This is a genomic window from Micromonospora sp. PTRAS2, assembly GCF_054052245.1.
In genome coordinates, this window is the sequence record NZ_JBSWBU010000010.1 from 108,516 (window position 1) to 124,870 (window position 16,355).

11 protein-coding genes and 1 pseudogene are annotated in these 16,355 nt (G+C 75.5%); 6 read left to right on the top strand and 6 right to left on the bottom strand.

What is annotated here, in order from left to right; translation table 11 throughout:
* Positions 1–155: 155 nt before the first annotated feature.
* Complete coding sequence (locus ACVMYR_RS25925) at positions 156–1,145, top strand: glycosyltransferase (protein ID WP_457123035.1); 990 nt, start codon at positions 156–158, stop codon at positions 1,143–1,145.
* Between the two features lie 770 nt (positions 1,146–1,915).
* Here the strand turns inward: ACVMYR_RS25925 and ACVMYR_RS25930 are convergent.
* A pseudogene (locus ACVMYR_RS25930) lies at positions 1,916–3,034 on the bottom strand (adenylate/guanylate cyclase domain-containing protein); the annotation flags it as partial.
* Between the two features lie 188 nt (positions 3,035–3,222).
* On the opposite strand from ACVMYR_RS25930, the gene ACVMYR_RS25935 reads away from it, so the two are divergent.
* The 5 genes from ACVMYR_RS25935 to ACVMYR_RS25955 all read left to right on the top strand — a co-directional run bounded on the left by ACVMYR_RS25935 (position 3,223) and on the right by ACVMYR_RS25955 (position 11,794).
* Positions 3,223–6,144 carry a helix-turn-helix transcriptional regulator gene (locus ACVMYR_RS25935; protein ID WP_457122996.1) on the top strand — a complete coding sequence of 974 codons (2,922 nt, stop codon included), beginning with the start codon at positions 3,223–3,225 and terminating at the stop codon, positions 6,142–6,144.
* Positions 6,145–6,279: 135 nt separating this feature from the next.
* Positions 6,280–7,050: a DUF5995 family protein gene (locus ACVMYR_RS25940; protein WP_043968872.1), complete on the top strand. Its 771-nt coding sequence runs from the start codon at positions 6,280–6,282 to the stop codon at positions 7,048–7,050.
* A 102-nt stretch (positions 7,051–7,152) separates the two neighbouring features.
* Positions 7,153–7,902, top strand: a complete 750-nt coding sequence (locus tag ACVMYR_RS25945; protein ID WP_198956764.1) for a phosphotransferase enzyme family protein — start codon at positions 7,153–7,155, stop codon at positions 7,900–7,902.
* A gap of 93 nt (positions 7,903–7,995) precedes the next feature.
* Positions 7,996–10,044, top strand: a complete 2,049-nt coding sequence (locus ACVMYR_RS25950) for an amino acid transporter (RefSeq protein ID WP_457122997.1) — start codon at positions 7,996–7,998, stop codon at positions 10,042–10,044.
* A gap of 187 nt (positions 10,045–10,231) precedes the next feature.
* The gene (locus ACVMYR_RS25955; protein WP_077940044.1) at positions 10,232–11,794 is read left to right on the top strand and encodes a right-handed parallel beta-helix repeat-containing protein; all 1,563 of its coding nucleotides are present in this window, start codon (positions 10,232–10,234) and stop codon (positions 11,792–11,794) included.
* A gap of 170 nt (positions 11,795–11,964) precedes the next feature.
* On the opposite strand, the gene ACVMYR_RS25960 is transcribed toward ACVMYR_RS25955, so the two are convergent.
* The 5 genes from ACVMYR_RS25960 to ACVMYR_RS25980 form a co-directional block, all read right to left on the bottom strand.
* Positions 11,965–12,174 carry a hypothetical protein gene (locus tag ACVMYR_RS25960; RefSeq protein ID WP_043968875.1) on the bottom strand — a complete coding sequence of 70 codons (210 nt, stop codon included), beginning with the start codon at positions 12,172–12,174 and terminating at the stop codon, positions 11,965–11,967.
* A 204-nt stretch (positions 12,175–12,378) separates the two neighbouring features.
* The gene (locus ACVMYR_RS25965) at positions 12,379–13,128 is read right to left on the bottom strand and encodes a helix-hairpin-helix domain-containing protein (RefSeq protein WP_431894723.1); all 750 of its coding nucleotides are present in this window, start codon (positions 13,126–13,128) and stop codon (positions 12,379–12,381) included.
* Positions 13,129–13,670: 542 nt separating this feature from the next.
* Positions 13,671–15,020, bottom strand: a complete 1,350-nt coding sequence (locus ACVMYR_RS25970; RefSeq protein WP_077940047.1) for an FAD-dependent oxidoreductase — start codon at positions 15,018–15,020, stop codon at positions 13,671–13,673.
* A gap of 17 nt (positions 15,021–15,037) precedes the next feature.
* The gene (locus tag ACVMYR_RS25975; RefSeq protein ID WP_043968878.1) at positions 15,038–15,388 is read right to left on the bottom strand and encodes a TcmI family type II polyketide cyclase; all 351 of its coding nucleotides are present in this window, start codon (positions 15,386–15,388) and stop codon (positions 15,038–15,040) included.
* A gap of 94 nt (positions 15,389–15,482) precedes the next feature.
* On the bottom strand, positions 15,483–16,292 hold the full coding sequence (locus tag ACVMYR_RS25980) for an AfsR/SARP family transcriptional regulator (protein WP_091280556.1): 810 nt from the start codon (positions 16,290–16,292) through the stop codon (positions 15,483–15,485).
* Positions 16,293–16,355 lie beyond the last annotated feature (63 nt).

Genomic DNA, 16,355 nt, shown 5'->3' on the forward strand with positions numbered 1-16,355 from the left:
GGCCCCACCGCCGCCCGGCGGCCGCCTACCATCGGCGGATGCGCGTCCTGGTGGTCTCCGCGCCGTTGATCGGGCACGTCTTCCCGCTGCTGCCGCTGGCCCTCGCGCTGCGCGACGCCGGTCACGAGGTGCTCGTCGCCACGGGCGCCGAGGGGATGGCCGCCGCCCGCAGCGGCCTGCCGGTGCGCGACGTCGCGCCGGGCTTCGACTTCGGCCGGATCGCCCGGTCGGTGCTGCTGCGCCATCCGCTGGTCGGCCGCGCCGAGGTCGCCGGCACGGCCGGCACCCGGGGCGCCGCGCTGCTCTTCGGGCAGGTCAACGACGAGCTGGCCGACGGCCTCGTGGCGCTCGCGGAAAGCTGGCCGCCCGATCTGGTGCTCTACGAGCCCTTCGCGGTGGCCGGCGCGCTCGCCGCCGCCCGGCTCGACGTCCCCGCCGTACGCCACGAGAACTCCCTGTTCGACGGCCGGGAGCTGGTCCGGGTGACCACCGCCCGGCTGGCCGGGGCACTGCGCCGGCACGGCCTCGCCGGGCTGCCGCCCCCCGTCGCCGCCCTGGCCATCGCCCCGCCCAGCGTGGCCACCCAGGACGGCTGGCCGCTGCGCCACGTCGCCTGGGCCGGCGGCGGGGAGCTGCCGCGCTGGCTCGCCGAGCCCGGCCCCCGGCCCCGCGTGCTGGTCACCCGCAGCACGATCGCCGGCCCGGTCGGCGCCGGCCTCATGCGCGCCGTGCTGGCCGCCGCCGGCCGGGTGGACGCCGAGTTCGTCCTGGTCCGGCCCGGTTTCCGGCGGGCCCGGCGACTGCCGGCCAACGTCCGGGCGGTGGGCTGGATCCCGCTGGCGGCCGCCCTGCCGGCGAGCGCGGCGCTGGTGCACCACGGCGGCTCGGGCAGCGCGTACGGTGCGTTCGTCGCCGGCATCCCGCAGTTGGCGACCGCGGGGCCGGGGGACCGTCGGCACAACGCCGGGCTCATCGCCGCCCGGGGGGCCGGCCTCGCCGTCCCGGCCCGGCGGGTCACCGCCGAACTGCTCACCCGGCTGCTCACCGACCCGGCGCTGGCCGGGGCCGCCCGCGAGGTCAGCGGCGAGATCGCCGCCATGCCGGCACCGGCGGACCTGGTGTCCCGGCTGGAGACGCTGCGCTGATCCCGGGCCTGGCCCGGCCGGGTGCTGCCCCAGCCCTGCCCCCGACCCCCGGGGGGCCGCAGGCTGCCGTCGGGTGACCGGTCGCCCGGGCGCGCCGGCCGGGCCGGTGCCGTCGGCCGCAGCCGCGCCGGGGCCGGATGCGTCGTCGGCCGCGTCGGCCGCGTCGGTGCCGTCGCGCCGGCGCGACGGACGACGGCCGCCAGGACCGCCCGGGGCAGCCGGTCGCGCGCCACCCGACGCAGCGCCGGGTCGGCGACGTCGTACCCGCCGCGCGTCGTGGGACGCAGCAGCCCGCGCGCGGTGAGCCGGGACATGGTCCGCTCGGCGTGGCCCGCCGGCCAGCCGAGGGCCCGGTCGACCGTCGCGGCGGCGACCCCCGGGCCCAGCGCGGCGGCGACCATCAGCGCGGCCCGCTCCTGGCCGTCGCAGGCGTCCAGGCCGGCCGCGGCGGCCGCGAGCACCGGCTGCGGCGGCTGCGCCGGGTCCAGGTCGTCGGCCAGGTGCCGCACGTACGCCTCGGCGCGCCCCGGCAACCCGGCGACCAGCGGCAGCAGCCGGGTCGCCAGGGTCGCCGGCCGCCCGGCCCGGACCAGCAGGCGGCGCAGCAGCCGCCCGGTCTCCACCGCCGCCAGCGGGGGCAGCGGCACCTCGTCCTGCCTGCCCTCGGGGCCGGGGCGGTCGCCGCTCCACTGCGGACGCCGCGTCGTCACCACCGCCAGCGGCACCCGCCGGGCGACGGCCGCCGCGAACAGGGCGCGCAGGAACCGGTCCGTCGCCGGGGCGGCCCGGTCGGCGTCGTCGAACGCCAGCACGACGGGCTGCCGGTCGGCCAGGCGCAGCAGCACCTGCTGCCACACCGCCGCGCCGACCGGCGACGCCCCGTCGAGCAGCCCTTCCAAGGCGACCACCGTGGACAGCGCCCGCCCCGCAGGGACCACGCCGTCGAGCGCCGCCAGCAGCCGTCGGCGTACGGTCGCCGGCGTCTCGTCGGCGCGCAGGCCCGCGAACGCGCGCAGCAGGTCGGCGACGGGCTCCAACGGCCCCTCGGCGCGCGGCGGGCAGGCGGCGGCGTACCAGCGCACCGGAGCGCCGTCGACGGTGGCGACCGCGCGGCGCAGCTCGTGCAGCACCCGGCTCCGGCCGCTGCCGGCCGCGCCGACCAGCGACACCCAGCGCGGGTCGCGCTCGCGGGCGGCCCGGACCACCCGGTCCCGGGCGGCGGCGAGCTGCCGGCGGCGGCCGACCAGCCCGCCGTGGTGGCGGACCGGCTCGGGACGGGCGGCCCCGACGGCGAGCGCCACGTCCATGGGCAGCGACTTGCCGGCGACGGCCAGCGGGCCCAGTGCCCGGTGGACGATCACCCCGGCGGTGGCGCGGCGGGTGGCCGCGCAGACCACGACGCCGCCGGGCGGGGCGTGTTCCTGGAGGCGGGCGGCGGCGGTGATCACCGCGCCGCTGGCCATGCCGTGCGCGCCGTCGCGGATGGCCGCGACGTCCACCAGCGCCTCGCCGGTGGCGACACCGACCCGCGTGCGCAGGGCCGCCACGCCGGGCAGGGCCCGCCCGTCCAGGGCGCGCTGGATCTCCAACCCGGCCCGCACCGCCCGGTACGCGTCGTGGCCGTCGGACTCGCGGGCCCCGAACAGGGCCATCACGGCGTCGCCGACGTACTTCTCGACCACGCCGCCCCAGCGGGCCAGCACCCCGACGACGGTGTCGAAGTAGGCGCTCTGCAGGGCCCGGACCTCCTCCGGGTCGAGCCGGTCGATCAGCGCGGTCGAGCCGACGATGTCGGCGAAGAGCACGCTGACCGTTCGTCGTTCCTCGGGCACCGGCCAGTCGGCCGGCGTCGACGACTGGGTTCCCGTGACGATCGTGGACATGGGCATCGCACCGCCTTTCCCCCCGCTTGGTGCCTGACGACCTCAGGAGACTCCCACCACCGGTCCGACGGGGGATCGGCAGAACGACGTATGTCGGCCTACCGCAACCTTTAGTCGCAATGTCGACGCGAGGCGTACCAGTGGGGGCGAAGACCCGTAGAACGGTCCGGGGACCTGTGACTAGGCTGCGAACCATGGCCAGCGATGTGGACCTCGCACCACTCGTCGGCCGTGCCGACCACCTCGCGACGCTGCGGTCCGCGCTGCTCGACGGCGTGGGTCCGGGGCAGACGGCGGCGGTGTTCGTCACGGGCGAGAGCGGGGTGGGCAAGACCCGGCTGCTGCGCGAGGCGGGCGACCGGTTCCGCGCCGGGGGCGCGCTCGTGCTCACCGGCACGTGCCTCGACATCGGCGACTCGTCCCCCCTGCATCCGTTGCTGCAGGCGTTACGGCGCTTCGACGCCGAGCTGACGGCCTCGCACGCACGGACGTCGTCGGCGGTGCGCGGGCTGTTGCAGATGTTCGCCGCCGAGACCGCTGGCCCGGACGGGGCGGGCGCCCTGCTGGAGCGGGTCTCCCGGGGGCTGCACCTGGTGGCTCAGGGGCGCCCGTTGGTGCTGGTGCTCGACGATCTGCAGTGGGTCGACCGCAGCACCCGGCAGTTGCTGCTCTATCTGCTGGCCGGGCTCGGTGACCTGCAGTTGTCGGTGCTGGCGGCGGTGCGGGCGGAGTCGTTGCAGGGCGCGCACCCGCTGCGGCGGGTGCTGACCGAGCTGCGTCGGCTGCGGTCGGTGCGGGTGGTCGACCTCGCCCCGCTGGACCGGGCGGGCACCGAGCAGTTGGCCGCGGCGGTGCTGGGCGGGCCGCTGGGCGCGGAGGCGGCGGAGTCGCTGTGGCAGCGCAGTGGCGGGAACCCGTTCGTGGTGGAGGAGCTGGCGCGGGACCTGCGAGAGGGGCGCGACGGGCTGTCGGAGACGCTGCGGGAGGTGTTCCTGGCCCGGGTGGACGCGTTGCCGCAGGCCGCGCACGCGGTGGTGCACGCGGTGGCGGCCGGGGTGGAGCCGGTGGCGCACTGGCTGTTGGCGGAGGTGACCCGGCTGCCGGAGGGGGAGCTGATCGAGGCGGTGCGGGCGGCGGTGGCGCACCGGTTGCTGGTGGGCGACGACGACGGCTACCGGCTGCGGCACCGGTTGGTGGCGGAGGTGCTCGCCCACGAGCTGCTGCCCGCGGAGCGCTCGGCGCTGCACCGCCGCTACGCGGAGGCGCTGACGACGGCCCCGGCGGAGTTGCACCAGGCGCGGCTCGCGCACCACTGGCGGCTGGCGGGGGAGCCGGCGCGGGCGCTGCCGGCGGCGGTCGCCGCAGCGCAGGAGGCCGAGCGGCTGCACGGCTACGCCGAGGCGCACCGCCACTGGTCGGTCGCCCTGCAACTGGCCGGCCCGCCGGCCGCCGGGGTCGCCCCGGCCGGCGGCGGGCTCACCGCCGACCGGGCGGAGCTGCTGCGCCACGCCGCCGAGGCGGCGCACCACTGCGGCGAGCACGCCCGCGCGCTGTCCCTGCTGGAGGAGCTGGCCGACGCCGAGGACGCGCCCCCGGCCTGCGCGTTGCACATCCGGCGGGCCCGCTACCTGGCTGCCGCCGGCCGGTCCGCGCCCGCCGAGGCGGAGTACCGGCGGGCCCTGGCCGCCGCCGACTGCACCTCGCGGGAACGGGCCACCGCCGCCGCGCACCTGGCCGAGCTGCTGCTGCACCTGGGCCGCTACGCCGACGCCGGCGACCGGGCCCGGGAGGCCCTGGAGCTGGCCGCGCAGGTGGAGGGGTCCGTCTCCGAGGTGGTGCTGGCCAGCATGGCGCTGGGCTTCAGCGAGGCCTACCTGGAGGACCCGGACGCCGGGCTGGCCGTCATGCGGGAGGCCCTCGACACCGCCGAGCGGGCCGGCCGGCCCGAGGACGTGGCCTGCGCGTACCTGCACCTGGCGGAGCTGCTGACCGGGCCGCTGAACATCCTTGAGGAGGGGGTGGTGGTGGCCCGCCGGGGCGCCGAGCGGGTCGCCGAGCTGGGGCTGGGCCGCACGTACGAGACCCGGCTGCTGGCCATCGCCACGAACGGGCTGTTCCGGGTGGGGCAGTGGGCGGAGGCGGAGAAGGTGGTCGCGGCGGCGCTGCGGCACCGCCCGTCCGGCGCGGACGCCGTCGAGCTGCTGCTGGCCCGCTGTCGGCTCTGGGTCGGGTACGGCGACATCGTCGCCGCCGACCGCGACCTGGAGGCCGTGGCCACCGTGCTGGCCGGCGGCGGCGCCCGGCACGTCATCCCGCTGCTGACCCTGCGCGCCGGGCTGGCCATGTGGCAGGGCCGGCACGACCTGGCCCGGCAGGCGGTGCAGCGCGGCCTCACCGAGGTCCGCTCCGACGACGTCGGCATCCTTGCCGCCCTGGTCTGGCACGGGCTGCGCGCCGAGGCCGAGGCGCACGCCGCCCGCGCCAGCGTCGACACCACGGCGGTGCGCCGGCTACGCGAGGTGGCCGAGCGGGTGGCCCGCAAGAGCGAGCACGCCGCCCGGCCGGTGCGCGACGTCGTCGACGGGTTCCTGGCGCTGTGCGAGGCCGAGGTCAGCCGCCTCGACGGCAGCGACCCGCAGCTGTGGGCCCGGTCGGTGACCGAGTGGGACCGCCGCCACCACCCCTACCCGGCGGCGTACTCGCGGCTGCGGCAGGCCGAGGCGCTGCTGGCCCGCCGCAGCCGCACGGCCACCGCCGGCAAGCTGCTGCGCGAGGCGTACCAGGTGGCGCAGGGGCTCGGCGCGGAACCGCTGAGCACCGAGATCCGCACCCTGGCGACCCGGGCCCGGGTGACGCTGGAGGACCGGGGCGCGACGGCCGAGGGGCGGTCCGTGGCCGGCGACGAGCCGTCCGGCGACGAGCTGACGATGCTGACGGCCCGGGAACGGGAGGTGCTCGCCGCCGTGGCCGAGGGCCTGACCAACAAGGAGATCGGCCAGCGGCTGTTCATCAGCGAACGCACCATCGGCGTGCACGTGTCGCACATCTTCGACAAGCTCCAGGTGCGCACCCGCGTGCAGGCCAGCGCGATCTTCCTGCGTAACCGTCCGGATTAGATCCTCCACGACGTACGCCCGTCGCCCGCTTATACGTCGTTCTACTGATCCGCCGCACGGACCACGGCTGAGAGGCTGTGCCCCGACGCCGCGGCACGGGAATGGCGCGGCGCGCAGGGGGGAGGACGAATGGGGATGGGCGAACCGGTCTGGGGCCCGGTGCACCAGGACATCGTGGGACTGCTCGCCGACCACCCGGCGGACGTGCCGGCGGTGGTCGACCACCTCACCAAGCTCCAGGACCTGCTGGTGCGGCTGCCCCCGCTGGAGCGCAGCTGCCCCCTGGCGGACTTCAACGAGCTGTACCTGACCATCACCACCAGCGTGCTGAACGGCCTGTACGACGACCGCTTCGCCGACCCGGTCTTCCTGGCCCGGCTCGACGTGGAGTTCGCCGCCCGCTACTTCGACGCGCTGCGCTACTGGACGGAGTCCAGCCCGGCCACCCCCCGGGCCTGGGCCTGCCTGTTCCGGCGGATGCGCGGCCCGGACGCCCGGCCGCTGCCGTCGGCCGCCGCCGGCGTGAACGCCCACATCAACTTCGATCTGCCGTTCGCGCTGGTGACCACGTTCGACAGCCTGGAGTCCGAGCCGGTCGACGGCACCGACCAGCACCGCGACTACCTGGAGATCAATCAGATCTTCGCCGAGCGGATCCCGGAGCTGCGACGCGGCTACCTGGACAACTGGCAGCTCATGATCGACATGCTCAACGGCGACATCGACGACTGGTACCAGGGCGAACTGGTCGAGTACACCCGCAACGTGGCCTGGCGCAACGCCCAGAAGATCTGGCGCTGCCGGCACGATCCGGAGGCCCGCGAGTGTGAGCGCGTACGGCTGGACGACAACGCCGCCGCGCTCGGTCGGCTGCTGCTCTCGCCCCTCGGGGCGTTCCTGCAGTAGCCGGGTACGGGGGGTCCCCGCGCTACCGGGGGGGAAGCGCGGGGACACCCCCTGTCCCGTAACGAGGTGGTGCACCGGCGGGCCGGCCGGCAGGATGGCGGGGTGAGCCACCACGAGGAGCCGCTGCCCGGCAACGCCACCGCCGGGGTGGTGCGGGTGGGTGACACCGTCCGCCGGCCGGCCGGCCCGTGGACCGACACCGTCGACGCCCTGCTGGCCCACCTGCACGACGCGGGGTTTCCCGGCGCGCCCCGCCCGCTGGGTCGCGACGACCGGGGCCGCCAGGTGCTGGAGTACGTGCCCGGCGCGGCCGGCGACGTCACCGGCACGTACACCCCGGGGGAGCTGGCCGGGATCGGGGCGCTCCTGGCCGACCTGCACCGCGCGGTGGCCGGCTTCGTGCCGCCGCAGCCGGCGGGGTGGCAGCGGGTGATCCCGCCGGACCGCGAGGATCTCGTCTGCCACCACGATGCCGCGCCGTGGAACCTGATCCGCTCGCCCCGGGGCTGGGTCCTGATCGACTGGGACTGTGCCGGGCCCGGGTCGCGGCCGTGGGAGCTGGCGTACGCGGCGCAGAGCATGGCCGGGATGCGGGCGGACCGGCCGGTGCCCGAGTCGGCGGCGCGGCTGCGGGCCCTCGTCGACGGCTACGGCCTCGACGGCCCGGAGCGGGCCGAGCTGCCCCGGATGCTCGGTCGACGGGCCCGCGCCATGTGTGACCTGCTCGAGGCCGGTGCCCGGGAGGGCCGGCAGCCGTGGGCGCGGATCTGGGTGGACGACGGACCCTACTGGCGGGCCACCGCCGACTACCTCGACGCCCACGTGGCCGCCTGGTCCGCCGCGCTGAGCTGACCGGCCACGGGCCAGCCTGACCTTCCTCGCCGTTCGGCCGGAGCGGGCGTCGGGTTGCGCCTACGGTCGGTGCAGGGCGTGGAGGGGGCGCGCATGGCGCAGCGGCGGGACGGCGGGCAGCCGAGGCGGACCCGGGGCCACCGGCGTGCGGCGGCCCCGGGCGACCCGGTGGTGGTCCCGGCCTGCGTCGACCGGGCGACCCGCCCCCGGCAGCCCGCCGGCCGGTTCGGCCGCTGGCTGTTCCAGCACCGGGTGCCGCCGGTCGGTCCGGAGACCGGGGAGGCCCAGGGCCGGGCGCACCCCTGGTGGCAGGTGATGTGCCTGACCGGGGTGGACTACTTCTCCACCCTGTCGTACCTGCCCGGCATCGCCGCGCTGGCGGCCGGGGCGCTCTCCCCGGTGGCGACGTTGCTGATCGTGGCGCTGACCCTGTTCGGGATGCTGCCGATGTACCGGCGGGTGGCCCGGGAGAGCCCGCACGGGCAGGGCTCGGTGGCGATGCTGGAGCGGCTGTTGCCGTTCTGGCGGGGCAAGGTCTTCGTCCTCGTCCTGCTCGGCTTCGTGGCCACCTCGTGGATCATCACGATCACGCTGTCCGCCGCCGACGCCACCGTCCACCTGCTGGAGAACCCGTACCTGCCGGCGTCGTTCCCGCGCGGCACCCTCGCCGCGGTGGCGGTGACCGTGGTGCTGCTGCTGGTCCTCGGCGGGGTGTTCCTGCTCGGGTTCCGCGAGGCGGTGACGGTGGCGGTGCCCCTGGTGGTGGTCTTCCTGGGGCTGAACGCGGTGATCGTCGCGGCGGGCGTGGCGGCGATCGTCGCGGACCCGGCGACCCTGGGTGACTGGACCGCCGCGCTGACGGCCGGCGGCGGCGGGGTCGTCGGCCTGGTCGGCCCGGCGGTGCTGGCGTTCCCGCTGCTGGTCCTGGGCCTGTCCGGTTTCGAGACCGGGGTGAGCATGATGCCGCTGGTGCGCGGTGACGGCCCGGACGCCGAGCGTCGGCTCGCCGCCCGGATCCGCAACACGCGCCGGCTGCTCACCGCCGCCGCGCTGATCATGTCGGTGTACCTGGTGGCCACGACCCTCGTCACCACCGTGCTGATCCCCGCGCGGGAGTTCCGGCCGGGCGGGGCGGCCAACGGCCGGGCGCTGGCCTGGCTGGCGCACGAGCGGCTCGGCGAGGCGTTCGGCACGGCCTACGACGTCAGCAGCGTGCTGATCCTCTGGTTCGCCGGCGCCTCGGCGATGGCCGGGCTGATCAACATCGTGCCCCGCTACCTGCCCTCGTACGGGATGGCGCCCGAGTGGGGCCGGGCGGTACGCCCCGTGGTGATCGTCTACACGCTGATCAGCATCGTGATCACCGTGGCCTTCCGCGCGGACGTCAACGCCCAGGCCGGCGCGTACGCGACCGGGATCCTGGCGATGATGGTCTCCGCCGCGGTGGCGGTGACGATAGCGACGGCCCGCGCCCGCCACCGGTTCGCGGCGGTCGGCTTCGCCGTGCTGACCGTCGTCCTGCTCTACGCCCTCACGGAAAACGTGGTCGCCAAGCCGGACGGCATCGCCATCTCCGGCCTGTTCATCGCGGGCATCATCGGCGTCTCGCTGATCTCCCGGGTCACCCGCACCACGGAACTGCGCGCCGACCGCATCGAGTTCGACGACGCCGCCCGCCGGTTCGTCGCCGAGTCCGTCGCCCACGACGGGCGGCTGCACCTGATCGCCAACAAGCGCGACAGCGGGGCGGTGAAGGAGTACACGGTCAAGGAGCGCGCGCAGCGCGGCATGAACCCGGTCCCGGGTGCCGCCGACGTGCTCTTCCTGGAGGTCGACGTGGTCGACCCGTCGGAGTTCAGCCGGGTGCTGCGGGTGCACGGGGTGGAGGTCGGCGGCTATCGGGTGCTGCGGGCGGCCAGCCCGGCCGTGCCGAACGCGATCGCCGCGATCCTGCTCGCGCTGCGCGACGCCACCGGGGTCCGCCCGCACGCGCACTTCGAGTGGTCCGAGGGCAACCCCATCGCCCACCTGCTGCGCTATCTGATCCTCGGGCGCGGCGACACCCCGCCGGTGGTGCGGGAGATCATCCGCAAGTCGGAGCGGGACCCGTCGCGCCGCCCCGGCATCCACGTCGGCGGCTGAGCGGCGGGGGACCTCCCCGGGGCCGACTGAATCACCCTCTCGACGTGAATCATACGTTTATTCACGTACGCCTGACTTGCCCGTTTCCTCTCCGTATCGTGACCTTCGGTGGCCCCCGCGAGGTACGCCACCCGGCGCCCCGTTCCGGTGCCGCCGCGTCATTTCGTGCAGGAGAGGCAGGACCGTGATGTTCACGTACCAGGGCAACCGGCGAGCGACGCCCAGCAGGCGACGGTCACGGTGGTTCTTAGCCGGCGGCGTGGTGGCCGGCAGCCTGGTGGTCGGCGCGGCCGGTGTCACCGGCGTCGCCGCCCTGGCCGCCGACCGCGCTCCCGGCGTCACCGACCAGGGGCAGCAGGCGGCGGCCGTGCGCGACGACGGCCCCGACGGGGGGCAGTGGACGAACGAGGGCGCCCCGGGCGGTCCCCGCCGGCCCGAGGGCAGGACGGAGGGGGCGGACGCCCCGGACGGCAAGCCGGAGGGCAAGCCGGACGGGCCGGGCACGCGCCGGCCGCCGCTGCTCACCGTGCCCTGCGACTCGGCCCGGCTCGTCGCCGCGCTCGTGCAGGCGAACGCGGAGGGCGGGGCGACGGTGCGGCTCGCGCCGAAGTGCACCTACACGCTCAGCCACGCCTTCCAGCAGCCCGACGAGTACGACGGCGGCATCCGCGACGCCCGGGAGGCCGCCGACGCCGCCGAGACCCCCGGGGACGCCGAACTGCCGCCGCGCCAGCCGGGCGACGACAACACCGGCCTGCCGGTGATCTACCAGGCGATCACCGTCGAGGGTTCCGGGGCGACCATCGCCCGGGGCGAGAACGCCGAGACCTTCCGCTTCTTCACGGTGCGCGACGGCGGCGAGCTGACGCTGCGCGACGTCACCCTGCGCAACGGCCGGTCCACCTCGGAGGGGGGCAGCGTCCACGTCGTGCACGGGGCCACGGCCGTCCTCGAACGCACCACGGTCGTCGGCAGCACGTCCGTCTCGCCGAAGGAGGGCGGCGGCGGGGTCTTCAACGACGGCAACATGGTGGTCCGCGAGAGCCGGTTCGTCGGCAACTCGGCCGCCGGCGCCGAGGGCAAGGGCGGCGGCATGCTCAACGGCGGCGTGCTGACCATGACGAAGACCGAGTTCCGCGACAACAGCGCCAACGGCTACGGCGGTGGGCTCGCCAACTACCGGGGCGCGGCCGACATCGCCACCACCATCCTCGCGCACAACATCGCCGGGCAGGGCGGCGGCCTGGCCAGCTTCTCGGCCCGGACGAAGGTTGAGGACACCCGGGTCGTGGACAACACCGCCAAGATCGGCGGCGGCATCGCCAACTCCGACGCGGTGCTGGTCCTGCGTGGCCTGGTCGTGCAGGGCAACACCGCCAGCGGCAACGGCGGGGGCATCTCCAGCGTCCAGGGCCTGCTGCCGATGGACGACAGCGTCGTCAGCGGCAACCACGCCCGGGGCAACGGCGGCGGCATCTTCGCCGACCGCTCCAACACCCTGGTACGCACCAGCGAGGTGAGCGGCAACGCCGCGGTCGGCGCGAAGTCCACCGGCGGCGGCATCTACACCGTCGCCGGGCAGCTCTCGCTGTTCAAGAGCAAGGTGGTCGACAACAGCGCGACCCTGCCCCCGGGTGGGATCTTCGCCGACCGGGCCCAGGTCAGGGTCGACGACGCCAGCGTCGTCATCGAGAACCGGCCCACCAACTGCGTGGGCAGCAAGGTCACGATCGCCCACTGCTTCCGCTGACCCACGCTCTCGGCTCGCCCCGCTCGACGCGGTCGGCGCGCACCGCTGCAGATCGTGGACGGTTCGGGTTCGCTCGTGACGGCAACTGTCCACGAAGCTCGCAGCAGACGCGAAGCGAAAGCGGCCCGCCCCCCGCAAGGGGGCGGGCCGCTCGTGCCGTGCCGCTCGTCCTACTTGGACGGCTCGGGAAGCTCGCAGTCGACCTTCGGGTTGGCGCCGATGTAGTTCAACGGCCCGGCGACGATGGTCACCAGGATGGTGCCCGCCTCGGCGCAGTTCGTGTCGTCGCCGTTGTAGTAGCCCCGCTGCCCAGCGGCGATGGCGCCGATGACCAGCCAGATGACAAGGATGATTCCCAGAATCGACGGGCCGCGCCGCATGGCTTCCTCCCGGGTAGTGGTGTTTTCGAGGTGAGCCCGATGTACCCAACCGCCACGAGCGGCTAAACGGCCGCTGCCCCGTCCGCACCTGCACGGACGGGGCAGCGATGTCGGCGGCACGCGGGGATCCCGGTGTCACCCGGAAGCGTGGCCCGCAACCCGCTGGCCAGCCCCGACTGGTGCTACGCCTTCGGGGCGGCCCCGTCAGGCGTCGGCGCCACCCGCCGGGAGCACCCGGTCGGCCTCGGCCGGCGCGCCGGCGAGGACCTTGGCCTGCTGGGGCCACGTGGCCAGGCTGGGCGCGGCCCGCAGGCCGGCGGCGCGGATCGTCTCCCGCAGGGCCGCCTCGTCGAGGTCGGCGAGTTGCCGGTAGGTGCGGATGCCGGCGTCCTGGAGCGCAGCGGCCATCTTCGGGCCGATGCCCTGGATACGACGGAAGTCGTCGGCCGACCCGGTGTCCGCCGCCGCCCCGGCGGCGACCGGCGCGGGCTCGGACTCGACCGGGGCGTCCTGCGCCTCGGAGCCGTCGGCGGTCGGCGGCAGGGCGTCGTCGACCGGGGTACGCGGCGCGGGGACGACGGGCGTCGCGGTTCCGGCTCCGGGCTCCGACACGGGCTCGGCCACGGCTGCGGGCTCCGACACGGGCTCGGCCATGGGCTCGGCCGGCAGGACGGGCTCGGCCGGCGCGCTCTCGGCCACCGGCGGGACGGCCTCGGCCTCGGCCTCCGCCACCGGTGGGACCGGCGCGGTCTCCACCGGCTCGACAGCCCCGGCCGCCGGCTCGGCGTCCGCGGTCTCCGCCACCGGCTCGGCGGGCGTCACGTCCAGCGGCTCGGCGACGGGCTCGGGCTCCGTGGCGGGCTCCGGCTCGGTAGGCGTCACGGCGACGGGCTCGGTAGGGGTCGTGTCCGTCGGCTCGGCCGGGGTCGTGGCGACCGGCTCGGGCTCCGTCACCGTCGCCGGCTCCGGGGCGTCGGCGGTGGTGTGGGCGTCGGCGGAGGCGACAGGGGCGGTGGCGGTGAAGGCGGCCGGGTCGGCGTCGCCGAGGACCCCGCCGGTCGGGGTGGGGGAGGCGGTGTCCGGGGTCGGCTGGTCGAGGACGGCGACCGGGGCCGACGCCGGCGCGACGGTCGCCTCCGGCCGCTGCTCGTCGACGGTGGCCTCGGGGGCGGGGCTGGACACCACCGCCACACCGGCGACCGGGTCACCCTCCACGATGGGCGTCGCGCCGGAGGGCGTCTCCTGCCGGCCACGCAGCGCCCATCCGGCCGCCGTACCCACCAGCAGTGCCAGGATCACGATCAGCCATTGCCCGAAACTCGACGGCACGTCGAACCTCCCTCTTTGAGAAGCATCGGTGAAAAGTCGCGAGAAAAATCCGTCGCAGCTTCGCACACGCGCCGTGTCGGCGACAGGGAGGTCCGGCGGCTTCCGGTGCTGGTGGGGCACTTCGAACCCGGGGTGGCACCGGGGCTACCGAGAGTGAGACGACGTCCTCAGTCCTCCTCGCCGCGATAGGTGTAGAAGTCGTCGACGAACTTGCGCCGCAGCCGGGGCACCCGACTGGTGATGCCGAAGTAGCCGCGCGCCCCGAGCAGCGCGAGCCGCCCGATCACCGGACGGTAGATCCGGTCGTCGCCGCTGGTGCCGCTGCGGTGCAGCGAGTCGTGCACGCGGGCGAACCCGTACGGCAGCATGGCGGCCTCGTAGTCGGCGACGGCCTGCACCAGGGTCTTCTCCCCGGCGGCGGCCAACCTGACCTGCCGGCAGAGCAGGGCGGCGTCGCGCAGGGCGGTGTTCGCGCCGACCCCGCGCCCCGGGGTCATGGTGTGGATGGCGTCGCCGAGCAGGGTGACGGTGCTGCTCTTCCAGGCCGGTACGGGCTCGGAGGTGGACACCCTGATGGGCAGGGCGCTGCCGGGGTCGCTGCGGGCCAGCAGTTCCCGCAGGTGGGGGTGCCAGTTGCGGGTGAGTTCCTGGGCGATCCGGACGAGGTCCTCCCCGCGTCGGCTCATGACGTCGGCGGGGAACCGGCGGGCCGTGCTCCAGATGATGAAGTTGATGTTGTCGCGGGTGGTGTCGTGGCGCAGGCCGGGCCAGCGGCGCAACAGGTCGGCGTCGGCGGCGGCGACGCCGGGCTTGACGTCGCCGTTGCGGTCCCACTTGAACTCCATCACGTGCAGCACGCCCATCGTCCCGCCCGCGCCGAAGACCAGCGAGATGCCCTGCGCGACGCGTTCGGGCAGCAGCGAGCGGGTGTGTTCGGTCAGCGGGATCCGGGTGGCGATGTTGATGGTGCCGGCGTCGCGGATCACCGCGTGCGGCAGGTACTGGCGGCGGACGGCGGAGTGCGTGCCGTCGGCGGCGACCAGCAGGTCGCCGGTCGCCGTGGTGCCGTCGGCGAAGTGCGCGGTGACCGTGCCGTCGTCGCGCTGGTCGTAGTGGGTGAACGTCTTGCCGAACTCGACGGTGTCCTCCAGGCCCGTGAGCAGGACCTGGCGCAGGGTCATCCGGGCGACCGAGCGTTCGGTGCCGACGTCGTCGGTGTCCGGGCGCAGCGGGAACGAGGCGGTCTGCCGCAGTCGCTCGGTGACGACGTTGAAGTAGCGGGGGCCGCGGGCGCAGGTGACGGCGAAGATGTCGAACAGTTCCGGCGGGAGGCACTCCCGCAGCGCCCTGCTGCCGGTGGGTCCGATGCCGACCCGGTAACCGAGCAGCCCGTCGGCGCGGGTGGTGTGCCGTTCGTGGACGGAGACGCCGATCCCGGCCCGGCGCAGCCCGTGGGCCAGGCAGAGGCCCCCGGTGCCGGCCCCGATGATCACCACGTGCGGTGGGTTGGCCACCATGGTCGCGGCCCTCCCCCTCAGCCGGCCGTGCCGGTGGCACCGACCGACGAGGTGGCGTCCCAGCTGTAGAAGCAGCCGGCGATCGCGTCGCGAGGCGAGCGCCAGGTCGGCAGGTACGGCGAGGTGTGCGCGGAGAGCCGCTCGTTGACCTGGAGGTAGAGCGGGTGGTTGCGGGCCGCGGCGAGGGCGTCGGCGTCGACGTCGGCGGTCTCCATCAGGTGTACGCACAGGTCGTGCAGGCAGTACAGGGAGCGGTGCCGGACCCCGGTGAGGCCCGGCAACTCCGTCGCGTCGGACTCGGCGAAGATCTGCGCCACGCGTCCCTCCGCGCCGGGGATGATCCTGCTGACGATCAGTAGACGACTCATGGGTCCCTCCCGCCGGCGGTGCTCCTGGATCAAGGTCGGGCGACCGTGGCACCGCTTCTGCGACCACCATGCCGACCGATCTGTCACGTTGCCGTCACCGTGGGTGTGTTTGCGGTGACGCGCCCGGCCTGCGCGGCTCGGGGGGCGTCGGGCGGCTGGCCTGCCGGATGGGCGCGAGCGTGTCGTGCAGCAGGGCGGTCATCGCCGGGGACGGCTCCAGGCGCAGTTCCCGCAGGAGCAGGTCGCGGTAGGCGTAGAAGGCGTGCACGGCCTCGAAGACGTTGCCCTCGGCGAGGTGGACGCGCACCACCAGCCGGTGCGGGGTCTCGCGTAGTGGTTCCGCCGCCATGGCCTCCAGCGCGGCCTCCAGGGCCTCGCCGTGCCGTCCCGCCGCGAGGTGGTTGCGGGCCACCTGTTCGAGCATGTGCAGCCGCAGTTGGCGCAGGCGTTCCCGTTCCAGCAGCACCCAGTCGTCGTACCAGCCGGGGAGCAGGTCGTGCCGGCCGGCGGTGAGGGCGGTGCCGGTGCTGCCCGGGTCGTCGCCGTCGCGGACGCGGGCGGCGGTGCTGGTCAGGTCGTCGACGTCGAGCCGTACGCGGGGGTCGAGGCGGGTGGTGTCGCCGGTGGTGACCAGGGGGCAGCACGGATCCTGGCGCAGCCGCCACAGCGCGGTGCGCAGCGAGGACAGTGCCCGTTCCTCCGGCGCCTCGGGCCAGAGCAGGCCGGCGAGGTGGCTGCGGGTGGCGCCGGGGCGCAGCCCGATGAGCGCGAGAACCCGCTGCAGGCCGCGCGGCACGACGACGGGGGTCTCGTCGTGCAGCAGACGGAAGCCGCCGAGCAGGTGCAGCGAGACGTCCGGGGCGGGGCCGTCGCCCGCGGTCGACGTGGGCGGATCAGCGGTCACGGCGGCACCCCCTGCACCGGACCTCGTCCGGACTCCTCGTGCGTCCCGGCGCGCTCGCCCGGG

What these genes read in the sequence shown, in the direction of transcription:
- ACVMYR_RS25935 (WP_457122996.1), top strand. Translation starts at nt 3,223, where the DNA reads ATGGCCAGCGATGTGGACCTCGCACCACTCGTCGGCCGTGCCGACCAC.
- ACVMYR_RS25975 (WP_043968878.1), bottom strand. Translation starts at nt 15,388, where the DNA reads ATGAGTCGTCTACTGATCGTCAGCAGGATCATCCCCGGCGCGGAGGGA.
- ACVMYR_RS25940 (WP_043968872.1), top strand. Translation starts at nt 6,280, where the DNA reads ATGGGCGAACCGGTCTGGGGCCCGGTGCACCAGGACATCGTGGGACTG.
- ACVMYR_RS25950 (WP_457122997.1), top strand. Translation starts at nt 7,996, where the DNA reads ATGGCGCAGCGGCGGGACGGCGGGCAGCCGAGGCGGACCCGGGGCCAC.
- ACVMYR_RS25955 (WP_077940044.1), top strand. Translation starts at nt 10,232, where the DNA reads ATGTTCACGTACCAGGGCAACCGGCGAGCGACGCCCAGCAGGCGACGG.
- ACVMYR_RS25960 (WP_043968875.1), bottom strand. Translation starts at nt 12,174, where the DNA reads ATGCGGCGCGGCCCGTCGATTCTGGGAATCATCCTTGTCATCTGGCTG.
- ACVMYR_RS25970 (WP_077940047.1), bottom strand. Translation starts at nt 15,020, where the DNA reads ATGGTGGCCAACCCACCGCACGTGGTGATCATCGGGGCCGGCACCGGG.
- ACVMYR_RS25925 (WP_457123035.1), top strand. Translation starts at nt 156, where the DNA reads ATGGCCGCCGCCCGCAGCGGCCTGCCGGTGCGCGACGTCGCGCCGGGC.